The 20088-nt window shown below is 58.0% G+C and carries 20 protein-coding genes; 12 read left to right on the plus strand and 8 right to left on the minus strand.

Annotation, left to right across the window (positions count from 1 at the left end):
* The first annotated feature begins 116 nt into the window (after positions 1-116).
* The gene (locus ACRZ96_RS06810; protein ID WP_480771953.1) at positions 117-2162 is read left to right on the plus strand and encodes an ATP-binding protein; all 2046 of its coding nucleotides are present in this window, start codon (positions 117-119) and stop codon (positions 2160-2162) included.
* A gap of 76 nt (positions 2163-2238) precedes the next feature.
* Here the strand turns inward: ACRZ96_RS06810 and ACRZ96_RS06815 are convergent, their stop codons facing one another.
* The gene (locus ACRZ96_RS06815) at positions 2239-2685 is read right to left on the minus strand and encodes a DUF4174 domain-containing protein (protein ID WP_170512329.1); all 447 of its coding nucleotides are present in this window, start codon (positions 2683-2685) and stop codon (positions 2239-2241) included.
* A 170-nt stretch (positions 2686-2855) separates the two neighbouring features.
* Between ACRZ96_RS06815 and ACRZ96_RS06820 the strand changes: the two genes are divergently transcribed.
* The 7 genes from ACRZ96_RS06820 to ACRZ96_RS06850 all read left to right on the plus strand — a co-directional run bounded on the left by ACRZ96_RS06820 (position 2856) and on the right by ACRZ96_RS06850 (position 9122).
* Positions 2856-3671, plus strand: coding sequence for a hypothetical protein (locus ACRZ96_RS06820; protein ID WP_170594698.1), 816 nt, complete (start codon positions 2856-2858; stop codon positions 3669-3671).
* Positions 3668-5794: a methylmalonyl-CoA mutase gene (scpA, locus tag ACRZ96_RS06825; RefSeq protein ID WP_170512325.1), complete on the plus strand. Its 2127-nt coding sequence runs from the start codon at positions 3668-3670 to the stop codon at positions 5792-5794. Before ACRZ96_RS06820 ends, scpA begins: the two co-directional genes overlap by 4 nt.
* A 109-nt stretch (positions 5795-5903) precedes the next feature.
* Entirely contained in the window at positions 5904-6506 is a 603-nt protein-coding gene (locus ACRZ96_RS06830) for a VOC family protein (protein WP_223116798.1), read from the plus strand.
* Positions 6503-7027 (plus strand): N-acetyltransferase family protein, encoded by a 525-nt coding sequence (locus tag ACRZ96_RS06835; RefSeq protein WP_480814348.1) that lies wholly within the window; start codon positions 6503-6505, stop codon positions 7025-7027. Before ACRZ96_RS06830 ends, ACRZ96_RS06835 begins: the two co-directional genes overlap by 4 nt.
* A 9-nt stretch (positions 7028-7036) precedes the next feature.
* Positions 7037-7717, plus strand: coding sequence for a molecular chaperone DjiA (locus tag ACRZ96_RS06840; protein ID WP_170392133.1), 681 nt, complete (start codon positions 7037-7039; stop codon positions 7715-7717).
* Positions 7718-7720: 3 nt separating this feature from the next.
* Positions 7721-8713, plus strand: a complete 993-nt coding sequence (locus ACRZ96_RS06845; protein WP_170594704.1) for an endonuclease/exonuclease/phosphatase family protein — start codon at positions 7721-7723, stop codon at positions 8711-8713.
* Between the two features lie 37 nt (positions 8714-8750).
* Entirely contained in the window at positions 8751-9122 is a 372-nt protein-coding gene (locus ACRZ96_RS06850; RefSeq protein WP_170512319.1) for a hypothetical protein, read from the plus strand.
* Here the strand turns inward: ACRZ96_RS06850 and ACRZ96_RS06855 are convergent, their stop codons facing one another.
* The 5 genes from ACRZ96_RS06855 to ACRZ96_RS06875 all read right to left on the minus strand — a co-directional run bounded on the left by ACRZ96_RS06855 (position 9123) and on the right by ACRZ96_RS06875 (position 14943).
* Positions 9123-10667, minus strand: coding sequence for a Ppx/GppA family phosphatase (locus tag ACRZ96_RS06855; RefSeq protein ID WP_170401504.1), 1545 nt, complete (start codon positions 10665-10667; stop codon positions 9123-9125). It abuts the gene before it with no gap.
* Positions 10668-10717: 50 nt separating this feature from the next.
* Positions 10718-11407 (minus strand): HdaA/DnaA family protein, encoded by a 690-nt coding sequence (locus ACRZ96_RS06860; protein WP_480706751.1) that lies wholly within the window; start codon positions 11405-11407, stop codon positions 10718-10720.
* On the minus strand, positions 11408-12481 hold the full coding sequence (locus ACRZ96_RS06865) for an AI-2E family transporter (protein WP_480706983.1): 1074 nt from the start codon (positions 12479-12481) through the stop codon (positions 11408-11410).
* Between the two features lie 90 nt (positions 12482-12571).
* Positions 12572-13546, minus strand: a complete 975-nt coding sequence (locus tag ACRZ96_RS06870; RefSeq protein WP_480706749.1) for an isopenicillin N synthase family dioxygenase — start codon at positions 13544-13546, stop codon at positions 12572-12574.
* Complete coding sequence (locus ACRZ96_RS06875) at positions 13546-14943, minus strand: FAD-dependent oxidoreductase (protein ID WP_480814371.1); 1398 nt, start codon at positions 14941-14943, stop codon at positions 13546-13548. Before ACRZ96_RS06875 ends, ACRZ96_RS06870 begins: the two co-directional genes overlap by 1 nt.
* Before the next feature lie 132 nt (positions 14944-15075).
* Here ACRZ96_RS06875 and proS point away from each other — a divergent pair, with 132 nt between their 5' ends.
* Positions 15076-16416 carry a proline--tRNA ligase gene (gene proS, locus ACRZ96_RS06880; RefSeq protein ID WP_170465087.1) on the plus strand — a complete coding sequence of 447 codons (1341 nt, stop codon included), beginning with the start codon at positions 15076-15078 and terminating at the stop codon, positions 16414-16416.
* Positions 16417-16446: 30 nt separating this feature from the next.
* Here proS and ACRZ96_RS06885 read toward each other — a convergent pair whose 3' ends face one another.
* A complete protein-coding gene (locus ACRZ96_RS06885) occupies positions 16447-16803 on the minus strand; it encodes a hypothetical protein (protein WP_170563856.1) in 357 nt (118 codons plus the stop codon).
* Positions 16804-17195: 392 nt separating this feature from the next.
* On the opposite strand from ACRZ96_RS06885, the gene ACRZ96_RS06890 reads away from it, so the two are divergent.
* Positions 17196-18482: a lipoprotein-releasing ABC transporter permease subunit gene (locus ACRZ96_RS06890; protein ID WP_480814349.1), complete on the plus strand. Its 1287-nt coding sequence runs from the start codon at positions 17196-17198 to the stop codon at positions 18480-18482.
* Entirely contained in the window at positions 18475-19161 is a 687-nt protein-coding gene (locus ACRZ96_RS06895) for an ABC transporter ATP-binding protein (RefSeq protein WP_170392116.1), read from the plus strand. The genes ACRZ96_RS06890 and ACRZ96_RS06895 overlap by 8 nt, the downstream gene beginning before the upstream one ends.
* Here the strand turns inward: ACRZ96_RS06895 and ACRZ96_RS06900 are convergent.
* Positions 19145-19582, minus strand: a complete 438-nt coding sequence (locus tag ACRZ96_RS06900; RefSeq protein ID WP_170512310.1) for a DMT family transporter — start codon at positions 19580-19582, stop codon at positions 19145-19147. The two genes, ACRZ96_RS06895 and ACRZ96_RS06900, sit on opposite strands and share 17 nt — an antisense overlap.
* Positions 19583-19679: 97 nt before the next feature.
* Here ACRZ96_RS06900 and ACRZ96_RS06905 point away from each other — a divergent pair, with 97 nt between their 5' ends.
* Complete coding sequence (locus tag ACRZ96_RS06905) at positions 19680-20087, plus strand: c-type cytochrome (protein WP_170392112.1); 408 nt, start codon at positions 19680-19682, stop codon at positions 20085-20087.
* Position 20088: the final 1 nt, after the last annotated feature.

Raw genomic sequence — 20088 nt, forward strand, 5'->3', positions numbered from 1 at the left:
GCTGAATTTAACGGGGCTGGAAAAGTCTCGTCCGTCATTGCGCATCACGCCGTCGTGGGGTCAACGCCCCGCGGCGGCGTTTTGCGTTTCCAGAACATCAAGCCAAAGGACGTTCCATGTTCAACAAGATCCTGATCGCAAACCGGGGCGAGATTGCCTGCCGGGTCATCAAGACCGCCCGCAAGATGGGCATTGGCACGGTTGCCATCTATTCAGATGCTGACAAGAACGCCCTGCATGTTTCAATGGCGGATGAGGCCGTGCATATCGGCCCGCCGCCCGCCAACCAGTCATACATCGTCATCGACAAGGTGATGGATGCCATCCGTAAAAGCGGCGCGCAGGCGGTCCACCCCGGTTATGGCTTTCTATCCGAGAACTCCAAATTCGCCGAGGCGCTGGATGCCGAAGGCGTCGCCTTTGTCGGCCCCCCGGTCGGTGCGATCGAAAGCATGGGGGACAAGATCACCTCGAAGAAGATCGCGCAGGAGGCCGGGGTTTCGACGGTGCCCGGTTACATGGGCCTGATCGAAGACGCCGATGAGGCGGTGAAGATTTCGAACGACATTGGCTATCCGGTGATGATCAAGGCCAGCGCAGGCGGCGGTGGCAAGGGCATGCGGATTGCGTGGAATGACGAAGAGGCGCGGGAAGGTTTCCAGTCATCCAAGAACGAGGCCGCGAACTCCTTCGGCGACGACCGGATTTTCATCGAGAAATTCGTGACTCAGCCGCGCCATATCGAGATTCAGGTGCTCTGTGACAGTCACGGCAATGGCATCTATCTCGGGGAACGCGAATGCTCGATCCAGCGCCGGAACCAGAAGGTTGTGGAAGAGGCGCCATCGCCCTTTCTTGACCCCGAAACCCGTAAGGCGATGGGCGAACAGGCCGTCGCGCTTGCCAAAGCGGTGGACTATGCCAGTGCCGGTACGGTGGAATTCATCGTGGATGGCGAAAAGAACTTCTACTTCCTCGAAATGAACACCCGCCTGCAGGTGGAACACCCGGTGACCGAACTGATCACTGGTGTCGATCTTGTCGAACAGATGATCCGTGTGGCCGCTGGTGAAAAACTGTCGATCACGCAGGATGACGTCACCCTGACAGGCTGGGCGATTGAAAACCGTCTTTATGCAGAGGACCCGTATCGTGGCTTCTTGCCCTCGATTGGCCGCCTTACCCGTTATCGCCCGCCGCAGGAGGTCGCAGCCGGCCCGCTGCTTGTGAATGACAAATGGCAAGGTGATACGCCTAAAGGGGATAGCGCTGTGCGTAACGATACCGGCGTCTATGAGGGCGGCGAGATCAGCATGTATTACGACCCGATGATCGCCAAGCTGTGTACTTGGGCACCGACCCGCGAACAGGCGATTGAAGCCATGCGCGTGGCGCTGGACAGTTTCGAAGTCGAAGGCATCGGTCACAACTTGCCATTCCTGTCAGCGGTCATGGATCACCCGAAATTTGTAAGTGGTGACATGACGACCGCTTTCATCGCCGAGGAGTATCCGGACGGGTTCGAAGGCGTCGACCTTCCCGAAGAAGATCTGCGTCGCATCGCAGCCTCGTGCGCTGCCATGCACCGGGTTGCCGAAATCCGTCGCACCCGCGTATCGGGCCGGATGGACAACCATGAACGGAAAGTCGGCAAACGTTGGAATGTCGCTCTGCAAGGGCAGGATTTCAGCGTCAAGGTTAAGGCTGACAAACAGGGCGCGACTGTCAAATTCAAAGACGGGTCAGCTCTGCGAGTGTCCTCTGACTGGACGCCGGGTGACCAACTTGCGGTGTTGGACGTGGATGGCAGCCCGTTGGTCTTGAAGGTTGGAAAGATATCGGGCGGGTTCCGTATCCGAAACCGAGGGGCTGACCTCAAGGTACATGTGCGCACCCCGCGTCAGGCCGAACTGGCCCGCCTGATGCCCGAGAAGCTGCCGCCTGATACATCGAAAATGCTGCTCTGCCCAATGCCGGGCTTGATCGTGAAGATTGATGTGGAAGTAGGTCAGGAGGTGCAGGAAGGTCAGGCACTTTGTACCGTTGAGGCGATGAAGATGGAGAACATCCTGCGCGCCGAGAAAAAGGGCGTTGTCTCCAAGATCAACGCGGGCCCCGGCGACAGTCTGGCCGTTGACGATGTGATCATCGAGTTCGAGTGATGATGCGCGCACCTGCGACATATCTTTCAAGGTTCCCAGCGGCTTCCGCCGGGATCTTGAAGCATGTCGCAGGTGCTCAGCCGCCCTCACGTCGTTCGCGGATTTCGCGTTCGCGCAAAGGCGTCTTGTCAATGGATCGGCCAATCTCACGCACGCTCCATGGGCTGGGTTTGCGCAGTTTGACGACACCATCCTTGTCGACAAACACCATCTGGAATCCACGTGGTCGCAGTTTTGATCGGATCGATGATCGCGCCGCCGGATCAGTATCGGTCAAGACAATCACGTCGCGATCCCGCATTGCGTCCTCGCCTTCGAGTAACATGTCAATCTGTTGCTGGAATCTTGGGTCTGCCGGGGTATCGGCAAAAACGACGATCGGGCGATGCGTCCAGAGAAAATCGCTTAGATCGCTGTCAGCTACTGGACGAACAAAGCTGTCATTCGCAGGGGCAGTCGCGTCGGCGGCCAAGGCGGCCAACGGGAATAGTGCCGAGAAAACAAAGGCAAGCGTGCGTGTCATGAGGCCTCCTGTTGTGATGAATATAGCCTCTGCTGGGGCGAATGCGACTGACGAAATGCGTGTGATCACCAAAAATTTGCTTCGTGGACGCCGCACCCACCCATGCGTATTTATCAATTTGCCTACAAAATGCGCCGTTCCCGCGGCCTTCGTGTGGGGAGAGTAGGCCGATGGAAGTGATCCTGCATTGCGGTGCACATCGATGTGCAAGCACCAGTTTCCAGAACTATCTGAGCCGGAACGTGCAGGTCCTTGCAGATCAAGGTCTGGCGTATTGGGGGCCGGAGCGAACACGCTCCAATGGCCTCAACAGCTTGAATAAACTGACGCCTGAGGTCTGTGATGGATTACGCCGCGAGTTGGACGTATGTCAGCAAGACGGCGCGACGCAGCTATTGGTCAGCCAAGAGAATTTCGTGGGCTCAATGGAGCGCAATATTGCCTTTGCCTCGCTCTATCCAGGTATGCAGGAACGTGGGCAGCTTTTGGCAAGGGCATTTGATGGAAGAGTCACTAAAATTGCTTTGAATATCCGCGCGTTGGATATGTATTGGTCTTCCGTGGCCGCCTATAAGTTCAAACGTGGCAGCGCCCCAATAGAGCCCACAAAGTGGACCCGCATCGCGCAAAGCAAGCGGAGCTGGCGAGACGTCATCACCGATATTAGCCACGCCTTCCCGGGCGTCCCATTGCTCGTTTTGCCGTTTGAGGAATTTGCGGGTCATCAACAGGCGCAGCTTCAGGCGCTGACGGGTCGCACCGCGCCCGAATTCAGCGATGGCCTTGCGTTGAATGCTGCGCCCAAACCCACGCCCCATGGTCTGACCGCTGAACAGGCGATGCAGCTTTGGGCTGATTATGCCGATGATCTGGAATGGCTTGCCTCGGGCGCCGATGGGAGGGCTGAACTGATCTGCCGGACAGATAGCAATGCACGCGGGGTCGCCCCCGCCGAAACCAGAATTGAACAGAGGAAATCGACATGACCGACACCAACGACTGGCAGGTGCTGGCTGAAAAAGAGCTGCGCGGCCGACCTTTGGGCGATCTGACCAAAGAGACGCTGGAAGGCATCGACGTCAAACCGCTTTATACTCAGGAAGACACGGCTGATCTGCCGCATATGGGCTCGCTTCCGGGCTTCGGTCCGTTTACGCGCGGCGTAAAAGCGACGATGTATGCGGGGCGCCCTTGGACGATCCGTCAATATGCAGGCTTCTCGACGGCTGAAGAATCGAATGCATTTTACCGCCGCAATCTGGCAGCCGGCCAGCAAGGTGTCTCGGTCGCCTTCGATCTGGCGACTCACCGGGGGTATGACAGTGACCATCCCCGTGTGGTGGGCGATGTCGGCAAGGCCGGTGTGGCCATCGACAGCGTTGAGGATATGAAAATCCTGTTCGACGGTATCCCGCTGGACAAGGTTTCGGTCTCAATGACGATGAACGGGGCGGTGATCCCGGTTCTGGCCAGCTTCATCGTTGCAGGTGAAGAGCAGGGGCATGACAAGGCCGTGCTCTCGGGCACCATTCAGAACGACATTCTGAAAGAGTTTATGGTGCGTAACACCTATATCTACCCGCCCGAGCCTTCGATGAAGATCATCTCGGACATCATCGATTACACTTCGAATGAGATGCCCAAGTTCAACTCGATCTCGATCTCCGGCTATCACATGCAAGAGGCCGGGGCGAACCTGGTGCAGGAACTGGCTTATACGCTGGCCGACGGGCGCGAATATGTGCGCGCAGCGACGGAATCAGGCATGGACGTGGACAAGTTCGCGGGTCGTCTGTCGTTCTTCTTTGCCATCGGCATGAATTTCTTCATGGAGATCGCCAAACTACGCGCTGCGCGCACCCTTTGGCATCGGGTAATGACCGAGTTCGGGGCGAAATCCGAACGGTCGAAAATGCTGCGAACTCATTGCCAGACCTCGGGCGTGTCGCTGCAGGAACAGGACCCCTATAACAACGTGGTCCGCACTGCCTATGAGGCCATGAGCGCGGTTCTGGGCGGCACACAGTCACTGCATACCAACGCACTGGACGAGGCGATCGCGCTGCCAACCGATTTCTCGGCACGTATCGCGCGAAACACGCAACTGGTGTTGCAAGAGGAAACCGGCGTGACCGATGTGGTCGATCCGCTGGCGGGCTCTTACTACGTCGAAAGCCTGACCAACGAGTTGGTCGAAAAAGCCTGGGCTCTTATGGAAGAGGTCGAGGAAATGGGCGGTATGACCAAGGCCGTTGCCAGTGGCATGCCCAAGCTGCGGATCGAGGAAAGCGCTGCGCGCCGTCAGGCCATGATCGACCGGGGCGAAGAGGTCATCGTTGGTGTCAACAAGTATCGCAAAGAGCAAGAAGACCCGATCGATATTCTGGACGTCGATAACGTGGCCGTGCGCGAAGCTCAGGTCGCGCGGCTGGAGCGTATCCGTGCAACGCGCGACGAGGCGGCTTGCCAACAGGCACTGGACGCCCTGACAACAACCGCCCGCGAGGGAGGTAACCTGCTGGCCGCCGCCGTCGAGGCCGCTCGAGCCCGCGCATCCGTAGGAGAGATCAGCATGGCAATGGAGAAAGAGTTCGGTCGTCACCGCGCCGAAGTGAAGACCCTGGCCGGTGTTTATGGGGCGGCCTATGAGGGTGACGAAGGTTTTGCCGCGATTCAGAATTCCATAGAAGAATTCGCCGAGGCCGAGGGGCGTCGCCCGCGTCTGCTGGTGGTCAAGATGGGGCAGGACGGCCACGATCGAGGGGCCAAGGTGATTGCCACTGCCTTTGCCGATATCGGGTTTGATGTGGATGTCGGCCCTCTGTTCCAGACGCCTGCAGAAGCCGCACAGGACGCGGTGGACAATGATGTGCATGTGATTGGGATCTCTTCGCAGGCTGCGGGGCATAAGACATTGGCGCCTCAGTTGGTTGAGGAACTGAAAAAGGCGGGGGCTGAGGACATCATAGTCATCTGCGGTGGGGTCATTCCGCAACAGGATTACCAGTTCCTTTACGATCACGGTGTGAAGGCGATCTTTGGTCCGGGAACGAACATCCCTGAAGCGGCACAAGACATCTTGCGTTTGATCGGCGAAGCCAAAACCTGACGCCGGCGCCAAGATTTTTCGTACGAAAAATCTTGTGATTTCGCCCCTTTGCGGAAAACATGCGACCAGACCCAAATGGTCTGGTCGTTTGTCATCAGGAGGCGTCTTCATGTTACTGGATCATCTGGCTGTTGCGGGCGAAACGCTTGAAGAAGCTTCTGACCATATCGAACAGGCGCTGGGCGTACGGCTTCAGGACGGCGGCAAGCATGAAAAATTCGGGACGTATAATCGACTTTTGGGCTTGCGGGATGGGCTCTATCTGGAGGCGATTGCGATCGACCCCGAAGCCTCCAAACCGCAAAGGACGCGCTGGTTCGATCTGGACCGGTTCACCGGATCACCCCGCCTGACCAACTGGATTTGCCGGGTTCCGGATATCGAAGCGTCACTGACCGTTTTCCCTGACGGCGTCGGACAACCTATCGATCTGAACCGAGGCGCGCTGCGCTGGCGTATGGCAGTCCCCCCAAGTGGACGTCTGCCATTTGACAACCTCTTTCCGGCGCTTATCGAGTGGCAGGGTGATCTGCATCCGGCGCAAATGCTTCAGGACAGTGGCTGCCGGTTACGCCGCCTTATAGTGTGCCATCCGGATGCAATCGACTTAGCCAAAGGTTTGGGGGCGTTGGAGAATGTCGCGTTTGACAGCGGCCCGGCTGCATTGCGCGCTGAATTCGAAACACCGCACGGGTTGCGCGTGCTGGAATGAACATCCGGCAGGCCAGAACCCAAGATGCACCTGCGATTAGGGCGATCGCAAACGCGATCATCAGAAATACGCTTATCACGTTCACCAACGATGAACGCAGCGTAGAAAGCGTGGCCGCAGAGATCGAAACCAAAGGCCCTGCTTTTCTCATCGCCGAGCGCAGTGGTGCCGTCGAGGGGTTTGCGACCTATGGCGCCTTCCGCTCGGGACCGGGATATGCGCAGTGCCGCGAACATTCGATACAGTTGGCACCCGAAGCCAGAGGCCAGCATGTTGGCCGTTCGTTGATGGAGGCTCTTGAAGCCATCGCGCGGGAGGATAACGTGCATGTCTTGGTGGCGGGCATTTCATCGGCCAACCCCGCAGCCATCGCCTTCCATAAGGCAATTGGTTTCAAGCAGGTGGGACGCATGCCTGAAGTGGGGTTCAAATGGGGGCAGCGGCTGGATCTTGTCCTGATGCAGAAAATACTCGGCCCGCAGTCATCTGTCGCACCTGACAGTCGTGACAAGGCACGCTAGGGTGCGCCCATGTCGATCTGGTCCAGAATAGCCGACGCGCTGAACGCGCTTGCCCAGGGCGAAAGCCTGACTGCGGTGTTTGAGAAACTGCGCACGCCGCCAGAACGTTCGGTGGCCTTTGCGATTGCTGTCGTGGCGCTTGGCGCCAAGATGGCCAAGGCCGACGGTCAGGTGACGCGGGATGAGGTGACGGCTTTCCGTGAAGTGTTTCAGATCGCGCCCGAAGATGAAGACGGGGCGGCCAAGGTCTTTGACATGGCACGGACAGACGTTGCTGGATATCAGGACTATGCCCGCCGGATTGCCCGCATGTTCGCCGAAGATAGCACCACCCTGTGCGATTTGATGGAAGGGCTGTTTCACATTGCTATGGCGGACGGGTTCTACCATCCGAACGAAAACGAGTTTTTGGAAGAAGTCAGCCGCATTTTCGGCCAGACCGACGCTCAGTTCATGGCCCTGCGCGCGCGTTTCGTACCGGATGCGCCGAAAGACCCCTATACGGTTCTGGGCGTTCCCCGCGACGCTCCTCTGACCGAAATTCGCAAGGTTTGGCGGCAACTGGTGCGAGAAACTCACCCCGATGCGATGCTGGCACGCGGCGTTCCGGAAGAGGCGGTGCGGCTGGCCGAGAAAAAGATGATCGACATCAACCGCGCCTGGGATGAAATCAACGGCGCTCGGGTCTGATCCGTGCGGTTGGCGACCTACAATATCGAATGGTTCGCCAACCTGTTTGATCGCAATGACAGCCTGATTGTCGATGGCAGCTGGTCAGGGCGTCACGATGTGACCAAGGCCCGGCAGGTTGAGGCGATCGCAAAGGTGCTGACGGCGATCGATGCCGATGCGATGCTGATCGTCGAAGCCCCCAACACAGGCAAGTCTCAGAATACCGTCCGTGCCTTGCAGCGATTTGCCGAGGCGTTCGGTCTGCGTACAAGCCATGCAATCATGGGATTTCCCAATGATACACATCAGGAATTGGCCCTGCTTTATGATCCCGAAATTCTTACAGCCAAACACGACGCAAGGGAGGCCGAGAACGCGCCGCGTTTCGATGCCGAGTTCCGGATCGACCTGGATGTGGATGCGACCGAGGATCTTGTGCGGTTTTCAAAGCCTCCGATGGAATTGGCGATCCAAACAACCTCAGGGCAGGAGTTTCGACTGATCGGGGCGCATCTGAAGTCCAAAGCGCCCCATGGCGCTGCATCGCGGGATGAGATGATACGAATTTCGATTGCCAATCGCCGTAAGCAGTTGGCGCAGGCGGTATGGCTGGGTCGACGGGTCCGACATCATTTGACGGAGCAAGAGCCGGTGATTTTGCTGGGCGATCTCAATGACGGACCCGGACTGGATGAGTTCGAACACCTCTTCGGTCGATCGTCGGTCGAGATATTGTTGCAGGCGGGGCTCTATGATCCTCATGCAGCAAGGGCATTGGAACTGCGCCCCGGTTCCGTCCCAGCAACTGCACGATTTGCGCGGCCGAATGAGGGACGGTATCTTGAGGCGTTGTTGGACTACATCATGATTAGCGAGGATTTGCGCGCCCACCACCCGAACTGGCGCATCTGGCATCCGTTTCGCGATGCCGCCTGCTGGGGCAACCCCGAGCTGAGGGATGCCTTGCTAACCGCATCCGACCACTTCCCGGTGACGTTGGATATCGACCTCTGACCTTTCAACACTCGGCACGCTCGCTTATATTCAAGCTATGCTACGTCTCATGCTGATCAGCGCTATTTGTACCGCCTTGGCCCTGCCTGCCCAAGCACAGGACGATTCGGGTAAGTCGCTGATGGAGCGGGGTGCCGAGTTGTTTCTGGAAGGCTTGCGGCAAGAGATGGAGCCCACGATCGAAGACCTGCGTGGATTTGCGGACCAATTTGGTCCGGCTTTGCAGTCTTTCATGCGGGAAATGGGTCCGGCGCTGGCTGAGTTGGCTGCTCAGGTGCAGGATTGGAGCGCGTATGAATCGCCCGAGATGTTACCAAACGGCGACATTATCATCCGCAAGAAGCCCAAAGATCAGCCCGAAGAAGTTGTGCCGGAAGAAGAGACTTCTAACGGTTATACCGATATCTGATTATCCGCGAATGATCACTTTGGGTTCTGATTTCAGCGCGCCGGCCAACGAGTTAAAACGGGCCTCGGCGACTTCGTTGAACAATGCGCCTGCCGATTTGGGCAGACGCAGTTCGAGCTTTTGTTTTTTGGGATAGTAACGCATCTTGCCCATGGCTGCGTCGTGCTGCATCCAAAGCATCGCTCCGAACCGTAGTGCTTTGCCCAGGATTTCGGCTTGTTCCTGGCCGCGTTCGTCGAGCAGTTCGTAAAGCTCGGTAAAGCGGCTCCCTTCGCGTTTGTTGCGATATCGGTGTTGCAAAGCGAGCCCGATAAAGATCCGCTCGGAATGTTTGATCCCGCTCATGTTGGCGCGGGTGACATATTCGAAACAAGCCTCGGCCCGGTAATCTGGATGCGCACGCCAACTGACGTCATGCAGCAGACAAGCTGCCTTGATCAGGCGCAGCATCGGTTCCGGCGCCGAACGGAACAAGGGCATGACAAAATCGAACAGGTGTTTGCCGAAACCGGGCAAGCGCGCGTCTTTCGCTTCGGCAAACCGGCAGGCTTCGATCAAAGGATCCCGGTCGCGCAGGCGTTGCGGCATCTGTTCATACAGCAATCCTTCGCGGATGCCGTAGCTTGAAATCGCGATGTCCTTTGGTTTGAACGTGCGGATCAGGCGTGAAAGCACATCCATTGCATAGGGGATCAATGCCATACGCGAGCCCGACACACCGGCCAATGCGCGCAATTCATCAGGATCATTCTGTTCGATGAACTTGATGGTCTCGCGTACCTGACTTTGTGTCATGCGGTATTCGTGCAGCACGTTCAGCGGATAGCCTCGGCGCAGCATGTCCAGACGTGCGAAGGCGCGCCAGCTGCCGCCGACCAGAAACAGCCGATCACGTTGAGGGCCCATCCGGTCGCGCATCTCTTCCAGCGTCTTCTTGATATGCTCCTTACGCGCCCGGCGACCGCCTTTGATATCGCGCAGCTTGAGCGGCCCCAGGGGCGAAGTCATGCGACGTCCGACCTTGCCGCCTCCGATCTCAGCGAGTTCGACGGACGAGCCACCGATGTCGCAAATCAGCCCATAAGCTCCGGGCCAACCCAGCAGCACGCCCTGAGCTGAGAGCCGTGCTTCTTCCTCGCCATCGACAACGTTGATGATCAGGCCGGTTTCGGCTTTTGCCTGCGCGCAGAAATCCGGTCCATCGCTGGCCTCGCGCACCGCAGCGGTGGCGACCGCGTGCAGGGCGGGCAGGCCGAGGTCTCTGGCAAGATGCTGAAACCTGTGCAAGGCAGCCAGCGCCCGTTTGCGACCTTCAGGGTTCAGTCGGCCGGTCTCTGACAGGCCGGCGCCCAGTTCGCACATCACCTTTTCATTGTAGAAATAGGCCGGTGAGCGCGCCGCGCCGTCAAAGATCACCATCCGGACCGAGTTCGATCCGATATCGACAACCCCGACCCGGGAAAGTGCACGGGCGCCCGGATCTTCGAACAGCGGCCTTCCGAACAGCCCGTGATCCGGGAAATCAGTCTCGGCAATCTTGGTCATGGTGTCCCCAGGTCTTTTGCGCGACAGGATGCGAGATCACCCTTGTTCGGTCAATTGCAGGCATCCGATTGTTCGGCTTCTGTGTTCAATAGACGCACCGCCAGCGCACGCGTGATGTCGCGTTTTTCGGTTAGCGCAATTTCGTCCAGCTGCTCGACCACGCGGGCGGCGGTTTCAAAGCTTCGATTCATATGCTTGACCAGATATGCTATGACATCCGGCGCCGGATTGAGCTGCCGGTCGGTGAATAGCTTCGCCAGCACTGCGCCCAGCAACGCATCGTCCGGCCCTTCAAGCGACACATGATGCGCACCTTCGGCCCGGCTTTGCAGATCAGCCAGCGGCAGATGCCACAGCTTCGGCGTCGTGCGCCCGGTCATCAGCAAGGCGTGGCCCTCAGCCAGAACCAGATTGTGCAAATGGAACAGAGTTTTCTGCTGCTCGGCGTCCGCAGCGATTACCGGCACATCCTCGACCGCCACCGGACCGCGCGCCAGGTCCGGCACGTCGTCATATCGAAGTGCGGCGGCTTGTACGATTCGACCGCCGGTCTCGCCGGCCCAGACATGCGCCAGATGGGTCTTGCCCGATCCTGCGGGGCCGCTCAGCACCAGTTTGTTGCCAGGCCATGAGGTGGCAGAGATCATCGCAACAGCCAGCGCATTAGCAGGCGAGACGAAAAAGTCTTCGCGGCCCAAGGCAGTCTTGGACGGCAGATCAAAGCTGAGCTGCATGGCCATTTATTCGTCTTCCTGATTGAGCCCTTCAAGCCCGGTATATAGGCGGCTGTGCAGATATTGCTCGGTCGCAAACCGTGCCAGCACGCCCAAGGCAGCCGCTACAGGTACTGCGATCAGCATTCCGACAAAGCCGAACAGCGCGCCGAAGACCGACAAGGCCAGCAGCAGCCAGACCGGGTGCAGGCCCACTGAACTACCGACGAGGTTGGGCGTCAGGAAGTTGCCCTCGGTCACCTGTCCGATAGCAAATATACCGGCGACCAAACCGATATGTGCCCAGTCCCCCCAGAACTGAAACAGGGCCAGGCCTATGGCTAGGGTGCCTCCGATCAGGGCGCCCAAATAGGGGATGAAGGTTACCAGTCCTGCAATGAAGCCGACGATCAGGCCGAATTGCAGACCGACCAGCATCAATGCGACAGCATAGTAGGTGCCGAGGATCAGGCAGACGGTACCCATTCCACGCACGAATGAGGCAAGAACGGCGTCGATTTCACCAGCAAGTCGTTTGATCGTGGGGGCGTGATCACGGGGCAAGAGCTCTCCGATCCGGGTGATCATGCGATCCCAATCCATCAGCAGATAAACCGCGACAACCGGTACGATAACCAACAGGACGACGACATTTATCGCTGAACCCAATGAGGCCAGAACGGTTTGCAGCACATCGCCGGTTTTTGATTTCAGCGTCTCGCCAAATGACACCAGCATCTGGTGGGTATTTGATTCGCGATCGAGCAAAGCCGGGAATTGTTTCTCAATAAAGGCGCGCAGTTCTTTAAAAAGGCTTGGCAAAACATCAATCAGATCCAGTAGCTGTGTGATCAACGCGGGCACAACCATAAGAATCATCAAAACAAAACCAAACACGCCGACAACGGTAATGATCCCGGTCGCAGCCATGCGCGAAAGGCCGAGTGTTTCCAGGCGGTCCGCAACGGGATCAAGGAAATATGCAATCGCACCACCGATCACAAAGGGCAGCAAGACATCGCCCAACAGGTACAAAAGCAGCACGAAAACAGCGGCGGCAATGCCCCAGTATCTAAGCTGATCCTTCACCGGCAAGGCCATGGCGCAATCCCTCGTTTGCACAGCATTGCCGTGTTCTTGGCCCATGACGCCCGGCGATGCAAGCGGTTCATGGCGCGCGATTTTTATACCCTAGTCTGTCAGAGTACCCAGTTCCGGTGTCTCACCTGTGGCCATTTCATCAGGCCAGTTGGTGCGCCAGATTTCCGCCGACCAGTGTCCGCAATGTACCTTCGGGCGATCAAAGCCGGACAGGGCAGGCAGCAGTGGCGCAACCACCACATCGTGGCGCGGAACGGCGAAATAAGGGAAGGAATAGCGTTCACGCCCGGATCGATTAACCACGCGATGCGGGGTCGATTTCAACCGCCCGCCCGACCACAGTTCCAGCATGTCGCCGATATTGACCACGAAGCCGCCGGGCGGGCAGTCCGGTGTGATCCAGCCGCCGGTGCGGGTCTGCACCTCAAGTCCTCCGACCGGATCGGGAGCGATTATTGTCAGCGCGTCGGTGTCCTTATGCGGATGAATTCCATAGCCAAGCTCATCCGGGGATTGTGGCGGATAGTGTAGCAGGGTCATGTTGGTCATCGGGTCGCGGAAGGCGTCGCGTAGTGTGTTGGGCGGGATTTTTAACCCCACTTCCAATGCACCCAGCAAAAGATCTGTCACGCCATCAAGCTGTAGCCAGTAATCCAGTATTACCGCGCGGGCCTGGGGCACTTCTCGGGGCCAGATATTCGGGCCGTAAAGTGCGCATTCAACCCGGATCGGCGCATCTTCGGCTGCTTCGAAATGCAGCTTGTACCCTTCGTACTTATCCGCCGCGCCCGAGCCGTCATTGGGCGTGAAGAACCCCATCGGAATGTACCCACGATAGTTTTCGCGGGTGATGGCCTGATCCCATTTTCGGGCCTCGTCGATATCAAAGATCGCACTGACACACTCGCGCACCTGCTCGATGTGCTCAGGCGTGATGCCTGTCCCTGTGATCGACAGAAACCCGATGCTGGTGCAGGCATCCATGATCTGCGCGACCGTTGCTTGATACAGCGGACCAGAAGGATCAGTCAGCGGGCTGATATCTATGGTCGGAATATGCTCCATCAGTTAATTCTCACGCCTTGTCGTTCCAGTTCCTGATGCACAGGAACAAGGTTCATGCTGTCGAGATCTTGATTGCTTTTCAAGGATAACGCCGCAGCGATCCCTGCGCCCTGACCCATCACCGCGCAGCAGGACATGTTGCGCGTCGCGGCGTGAGCGACCCGATCCGCGCCATGGGACCGGCCCGCAACCAACAGGCCCTTGATCCCTTTGGGCAGCATCGAGCGATACGGAATCTGCATATATCGCCCCGTGGTCGGCAAGATCAGAATGCCGTAGCCATCGATGAATTCAGGGTAGATACCGATGGAATCCTCGAACCGGCCCTGATGACGCGCGTCATTTTCGGTCATGTTGTAGACAGCATCGATCTTGCGCGTATCCCGAATGCCGATGGTCATTCCGAAATTGCGTAGACGTGCGTTTTCGCAACCCGGCATGAAACGGCGAAGGGCATCAATGGCCAGCATCGCCTGTCGGCGGCCTTCGATTTCACCAAAGGTCAGGCTTTCGGGGTCGGTTCCATCGATCTGGTCCATATGAATCAGGTTCATATAGGTCAGTTCTCCGGTATCGTGCATCGCCCCCCAGGTCCCCGCGATCGTGTTCAAATAAGCCGGTATCAGGCCCTCATCAATCGCCTGCTGGAAGGGTTTCTTGACGAAGGGCGAGAACATGTCGTCCTCTTTGCCCGAGGTTTCGATATTCCATTCGCCACCGCCACCCCAGTCTTTGTAGGTCTGCGGGTCGGCTTTGACACCTTCAATAAAGGCCTGTTTGTCGACACCGGCCAGATGGAACATCACTGAGGCCGCCATCATGTCCTCGCGTGGCGTCTTGTGGGTCGGGGCGCCCGCGCGATGCGCTACATCTGCATCCCCTGTGGCGTCGATGACAACCTTGGCCAAGATCGCCTCACGCCCCGCTTTGGATTCGGTAATCACCCCAGTGATGCGATCCCCCTCCATGATCGGGGCGACGAATTGCCGGTGCAACATCGGATGGACGCCAGCCTCTTCAACCAGCTTGTCGGCCACCAGTTTGAAGCCCTCGCTGTCGAGTTCGTAGCTGAGCGATTGGCTTTCAGGCACCGCTGCACCCATCTCTTTGGCGCGGGTTTCGAACTCCATGCCGATGCCACCGGCCTCGACAGTTTGTTCGTGGCGATACCAAGCAAAGCCTTCGACACCGACTGCCGTAATATTCCCACCCATGCAACCGAATCTGTCCATCAAGGAAACTTCGGCCCCAGCGCGTGCGGCAGCCAGCGCTGCTGACAATCCAGCGGGACCCGAGCCGACAACCAATACGTCGGTCTGGTGAACAACGGGGATCTGGCGGGCGGGTTCGGTGATTGTTTGCATTGCTGCCTCGCGGTTGAACGTTTGCGCCAACATTGAAAACCCCGGCGTTGCGGTCAATCAAAAAACCGACTGCGCATGGGTCGCAAAACACCGATGTGCGATTGCCCCCGGCTAGGCTTTGGAATAATCACCTTGCAGCGAAATTCTCACCCGTAAGGTTACGTTATGCGCCTCAGCCGTTACTTTCTGCCCGTTCTCAAGGAAAACCCCTCGGAGGCTCAGATCGTCAGCCACCGGCTGATGCTGCGTGCCGGGATGATCAAACAGGCCGCCGCCGGGATTTATTCCTGGTTGCCATTGGGCTTCAAAGTTCTGCGCAAGCTGGAGAACATTGTGCATGAAGAGCAGGCGCGGGCTGGGCACATCGCGATCCAGATGCCGATTCTGCAATCAGCCGACCTGTGGCGCGAATCCGGTCGTTATGACGATTATGGCCAGGAAATGCTTCGCATGCAGGACCGCCACGGTCGCGATATGCTGTACACGCCAACCGCCGAGGAACTGGTGACCGACATCTTCCGCGGCCACGTGAGCAGCTACAAAGACCTGCCGCTGACGCTCTATCAGATTCAGTGGAAGTTCCGCGATGAAATCCGCCCACGTTTCGGCGTGATGCGGGGGCGCGAGTTCTACATGAAGGACGGATACAATTTCGATCTGACCAAAGAAGACGCGCTGCACGCCTATAACCGCCACTTGGTCAGTTATCTGCGTACTTATGAGCGGATGGGTCTGCAAGCCATCCCGATGCGTGCTGATTCTGGACCCATCGGCGGTGACTACACGCATGAGTTCCTCGTACTGGCCGATACTGGTGAATCCGAAGTCTTTTATGACAGCGCGGTCACCGATCTGACCTTCGGCGATCGTGAGATCGACTATGATAACCGCGAACAGTGTCAGGCGATCCTCGAAGAGTTCACCTCTAAATACGCCCGCACGGACGAAACCCACGATGAAGCCCTGTTTGACCAAATCCCCGAAAACCGCCGCCGCGTGGCGCGTGGTATCGAAGTGGGGCAGATCTTTTATTTTGGCACCCAGTATTCCGAAGCTCTTGGAGCGACTGTGCAAGGCCCGGATGGCAAGCCGGTTCCGGTGCATATGGGCAGCCACGGCATCGGCGTTAGCCGCCTGATCGGTGCGATCATCGAAGCCAGCCATGACGATAAGGGCATCATTTGGCCCGAAGGCGTGACTCCATTCCATTGCGGCATTGTGAACTTGAAGCAAGGTGATGAAGAGGCGGACGCGGCGTGCGATAAACTCTACAGCGCGTTGACTGCGCTGGGGCTTGAGCCGCTTTATGATGATCGGAATGAACGGGCAGGGGGCAAGTTTGCCACCATGGACCTGATCGGTCTGCCGTGGCGCATCACAGTGGGCCCGCGTGGTCTGAAGAACGGTGTGGTCGAACTCACCAGCCGCCGTACCGGCGAAAGTGAGGAACTCAGCCCCGAAGCGGCCGTCACCAAGATCGCAGAAATCTATGAGGGCATCGCCTGAACAAGGCGGTGCAACCTTCGGCGGTTTAGCTCAGGAAGCTGAGGTCGGACGTGCGGTCAGGAAATCGCCGTCCGCTTCGCTGCCGCGTGCGACCACGATCGGGCGACCAAAGCGGCGTACAAGTTCCGCCAGTTCGAAGCCCAGAAACCGCAATCCACAGACGCGTTCGTCAGTGGTGCGATCCGTGATGCACAGCCGCCCCTGCCGGAAAGCAAGGCGATAGCCTTTGTCACGCAGTATGTCGGCCAACCCGGCCCAGCTTGCTGCGCTTGTGAAAACTGGCCTGATCGCTGCCCGCAACAATGCGGCGCTTTCGCAATCCAGTTCTGTTGCTGCTGAACGGGCAGTAATCGGGCCCGTACCTTCCATATGTTCTTGAATACCCATGAGCGTGCCTCCGCCCTTAAACTCTTAAAATGTGTCCCCCACACAAATAGGGTGACAAAGTTTCTCACACTAATCAATTTGTGAAACAATATTTCGCACCTGAATGTTGCGATTGTGACTCAGTCGGGTGCTGATATCTCACATTGACTTCATAACTGAAACAATAAGCCCTTGTCTGTGAAGGGGTTCACAACCATTGGTATAATTTGCGGCCAGTGATTTCTCGTGCTGCCGGTGATGATTTGGCGCTTGGGGCAAATGATTCGTTTCAAACTGTTCTTTTAGCCCCTTTATCGGGCGCAGTAACGCCGAGCCGGTGTCCGCACGATAACTGGCTTGACCATCCGGCGAAATGTCGAAAGGGTCGCGAAAAATCTGAACCCGAGGCAGGAATGGCCAAATCTCCCCCGCCCTTTGCCCCTTTTGAATGGAAAATCGCCTGGCGATACCTCCGTGCCCGTAGGGCCGAAGGGGGCGTTAGCGTGATGACCTGGATCTCGCTGATCGGGATTACGCTCGCTGTGTTCGCTCTGATCGCGACGCTGGCTGTTCGGTCCGGATTCCGGTCAGAATTCGTGGGCACTATTCTTGGGGCCAACGCACATGTCACGGTGTATTCCGCCGGAGAAATCGATGCGCAGGGGCGGCTAGACCGCACCATCACGGATTTCGATGGAATGGCCGAGCGGATCGCGCAGGTGCCGGGGGTCGAACGGGCAGCACCGCTTGTCAAAGGGCAGGTGCTGATCACCAATGCGGACCGCAGTTCAGGCGTGCAGGTCTTTGGCATTCGTCCCGACGATCTGGCCGAGTTGCCCGGTATTGCAGAAAGCGAAGAGGCCTATGGTGACCTGTCCCGGTTCCCGGACGGCATCGCCATCGGCTCGGGCGTGGCGCGGGCCATCGGGGCGACGGTGAGGGATCGGGTCAAACTGACCTCGCCCAACGGTGTCAAAACCGCATTTGGCACATCTCCCCGCGTGAACGCTTATGAGGTGGTCTATGTCTTTTCTGCCGGGCGCTATGACATCGACCGCACGCGCGTCTACATGCCGTTTGCCGAGGCGCAAAGCTTCTTCAATCGTGAAGGCGTGGCGGACGAGATCGAAGTGATGGTCGAGCGCCCCGAAGAGCTGACCCCGATCCTGATTCCGATCCTTGAGGCCGCAGGTGAGCGCAGCCAGATCTGGACTTGGCAGGATGCCTCTGGAGGATTCCTGCGGGCACTGGAGGTCGAAGACAATGTGATGTTCATCATCCTGTCAATCCTCGTGCTGATTGCAGCAATGAACATCGTCTCGGGGTTGATCATGCTGGTGAAGAACAAAGGGCGCGACATCGGTATCTTACGCACCATCGGGCTCAGCGAAGGATCAGTGCTGCGGGTGTTCTTCATTTGCGGGGCCTTTACGGGAATCATCGGAACAGCGATGGGCGTCGTACTGGGCTGCCTCTTCGCTATCTATATCGATCCGATTTTTTCCTTCGTGAACTACGTCATGGGTGGCGGCGTCTGGGACCCGTCCATTCGCGGCATCTACGCATTGCCCGCCGAATTGCACCTGTCTGACGTCATGAAAGCGGTGGGTCTGTCACTTGGCCTGTCTTTCCTTGTCACCTATTTCCCGGCTCGTCGCGCAGCGCGGCTGAACCCGGTTGAGGCGCTGCGCTATGAGTGATGTGACTTTAAGGCTCAGCGGTCTGACCAAGACCTATCTGCAAGGCACTCCCGGAGAAGTACAGGTTCTGCGCGGTGCCGATCTGGAGCTGCGCGCGGGTGAGGCTGTGGCATTGGTTGCGCCATCCGGGGCGGGCAAGTCGACCCTACTGCATATCGCGGGCCTGCTGGATATCCCGGATACCGGCGAAGTCGAAGTCGCGGGGCAGGGCGCGACGGGCAAAGGGGATCGCACGCGCACAGCGATCCGTCGGCGCGATGTTGGCTTCGTCTATCAGTTCCACCATCTGTTGCCTGAGTTTACGGCGCTGGAGAACATCGTGTTGCCGCAACTGGCAAACGGTGCTTCCGAGAAAGCAGCGCAAGCCCGTGCGATGCAGTTGCTTGATCGCGTTGGCGTCGCTCCGCGCGCAGATCACCGGCCAGCAGCCTTGTCGGGCGGAGAGCAACAGCGCGTGGCCTTCTGCCGGGCACTGGCAAATCAGCCACGTGTGCTGCTGGCGGATGAGCCAACCGGCAATCTGGACCCCGATACCTCGGATCAGGTGTTTGCGGCCCTTATGGCGCTGGTGCGGGATGAAGGGCTTTCGGCGCTGATCGCGACGCATAACCTTGATCTGGCGGCGCGGATGGACCGGATGTTGCGGCTGGAAGGGGGCGTGCTCAGGCCAGCTGAGTGATGGCGACCCCGATTGCCATTACTGCAATGCCTCCTGCCCGCATGAATGTCAGCGGCGTAACCTGAGCGCCGAACAGACCGAAATGGTCAATCGCAGCTGTGCTGATCAACTGGCCGAGCAAGACGAAAAACACCGCATTGCCCACGCCAAAATGTGGGGCCACATGGGTGATTGATAGCACATAGAAGGCGATTAATACGCCGCCCAGCAGCAGATGTTTGGGGGCTTGGGTGAGTTTGGCAAAGGCATCGGATCCACCGAGTACCAACAGCGCCAGCGCTGAAGCGACAAAGGCGATCGCGAACAGGACGACGGCGGCCGCATTGGGTGAGCCGATCAACCTGCCCAAGGCTGCATTCAGAGCGGCGAGGATGGGAACGCCGATCCCGGCGGCCAGCATGATGGCTGCGTATTGTGTCATTGCCTTTTGTCCCTGCGCCTATTTCGTTGATCTGGATCATTGCGCCAGCGAGAACTCCCGGCAAGTCTCGATTTGCCAAGCAGGAGGGAGAAAAGTGATGATCCGATCAATACTTGGCGCGGGCGCGCTGACTGTACTTACCATGATACCACAGGCCTCTTCAGCTCAGGACGTGGAGACCGGGGCCGAGCTGTATCAGCACTATTGCGCTACCTGTCATGGGTTGGATGCAACGGGGCATGGGCCAATGGCCGGGGTGCTGGTGATCCAGCCAACAAACCTGAGAACGCTGGCCGATGCAAATGGTGTATTTCCGACAGCGCGCGTCGTGGCGCGGATTGACGGGCGCGAACCGTTGGTCAGCCATGGCAGCCCGATGCCGGTTTATGGCCCCTATTTCGAAGGTAACGACACCGCGATCAAAACGCCGGAAGGGCAGCCAATCCTGACCAGCAAGCCAATCGTGGATCTAGTGGCTTACCTGAAGACCCTGCAAGTAAACTAAC

The organism is Ruegeria sp. CF1 (assembly GCF_056537445.1).

Coding starts and splice junctions, on each gene's coding strand:
- ACRZ96_RS06890 (WP_480814349.1), top strand. CDS start 17,196: ATGGCCAAATCTCCCCCGCCCTTTGCCCCTTTTGAATGGAAAATCGCC.
- ACRZ96_RS06875 (WP_480814371.1), bottom strand. CDS start 14,943: ATGTTGGCGCAAACGTTCAACCGCGAGGCAGCAATGCAAACAATCACC.
- proS (WP_170465087.1), top strand. CDS start 15,076: ATGCGCCTCAGCCGTTACTTTCTGCCCGTTCTCAAGGAAAACCCCTCG.
- ACRZ96_RS06820 (WP_170594698.1), top strand. CDS start 2,856: ATGGAAGTGATCCTGCATTGCGGTGCACATCGATGTGCAAGCACCAGT.
- ACRZ96_RS06870 (WP_480706749.1), bottom strand. CDS start 13,546: ATGGAGCATATTCCGACCATAGATATCAGCCCGCTGACTGATCCTTCT.
- ACRZ96_RS06830 (WP_223116798.1), top strand. CDS start 5,904: ATGTTACTGGATCATCTGGCTGTTGCGGGCGAAACGCTTGAAGAAGCT.
- ACRZ96_RS06855 (WP_170401504.1), bottom strand. CDS start 10,667: ATGACCAAGATTGCCGAGACTGATTTCCCGGATCACGGGCTGTTCGGA.
- ACRZ96_RS06840 (WP_170392133.1), top strand. CDS start 7,037: ATGTCGATCTGGTCCAGAATAGCCGACGCGCTGAACGCGCTTGCCCAG.
- ACRZ96_RS06835 (WP_480814348.1), top strand. CDS start 6,503: ATGAACATCCGGCAGGCCAGAACCCAAGATGCACCTGCGATTAGGGCG.
- ACRZ96_RS06860 (WP_480706751.1), bottom strand. CDS start 11,407: ATGGCCATGCAGCTCAGCTTTGATCTGCCGTCCAAGACTGCCTTGGGC.
- ACRZ96_RS06810 (WP_480771953.1), top strand. CDS start 117: ATGTTCAACAAGATCCTGATCGCAAACCGGGGCGAGATTGCCTGCCGG.
- ACRZ96_RS06905 (WP_170392112.1), top strand. CDS start 19,680: ATGATCCGATCAATACTTGGCGCGGGCGCGCTGACTGTACTTACCATG.
- ACRZ96_RS06865 (WP_480706983.1), bottom strand. CDS start 12,481: ATGGCCTTGCCGGTGAAGGATCAGCTTAGATACTGGGGCATTGCCGCC.
- ACRZ96_RS06815 (WP_170512329.1), bottom strand. CDS start 2,685: ATGACACGCACGCTTGCCTTTGTTTTCTCGGCACTATTCCCGTTGGCC.
- ACRZ96_RS06895 (WP_170392116.1), top strand. CDS start 18,475: ATGAGTGATGTGACTTTAAGGCTCAGCGGTCTGACCAAGACCTATCTG.
- ACRZ96_RS06900 (WP_170512310.1), bottom strand. CDS start 19,582: ATGACACAATACGCAGCCATCATGCTGGCCGCCGGGATCGGCGTTCCC.
- ACRZ96_RS06885 (WP_170563856.1), bottom strand. CDS start 16,803: ATGGGTATTCAAGAACATATGGAAGGTACGGGCCCGATTACTGCCCGT.
- ACRZ96_RS06850 (WP_170512319.1), top strand. CDS start 8,751: ATGCTACGTCTCATGCTGATCAGCGCTATTTGTACCGCCTTGGCCCTG.
- scpA (WP_170512325.1), top strand. CDS start 3,668: ATGACCGACACCAACGACTGGCAGGTGCTGGCTGAAAAAGAGCTGCGC.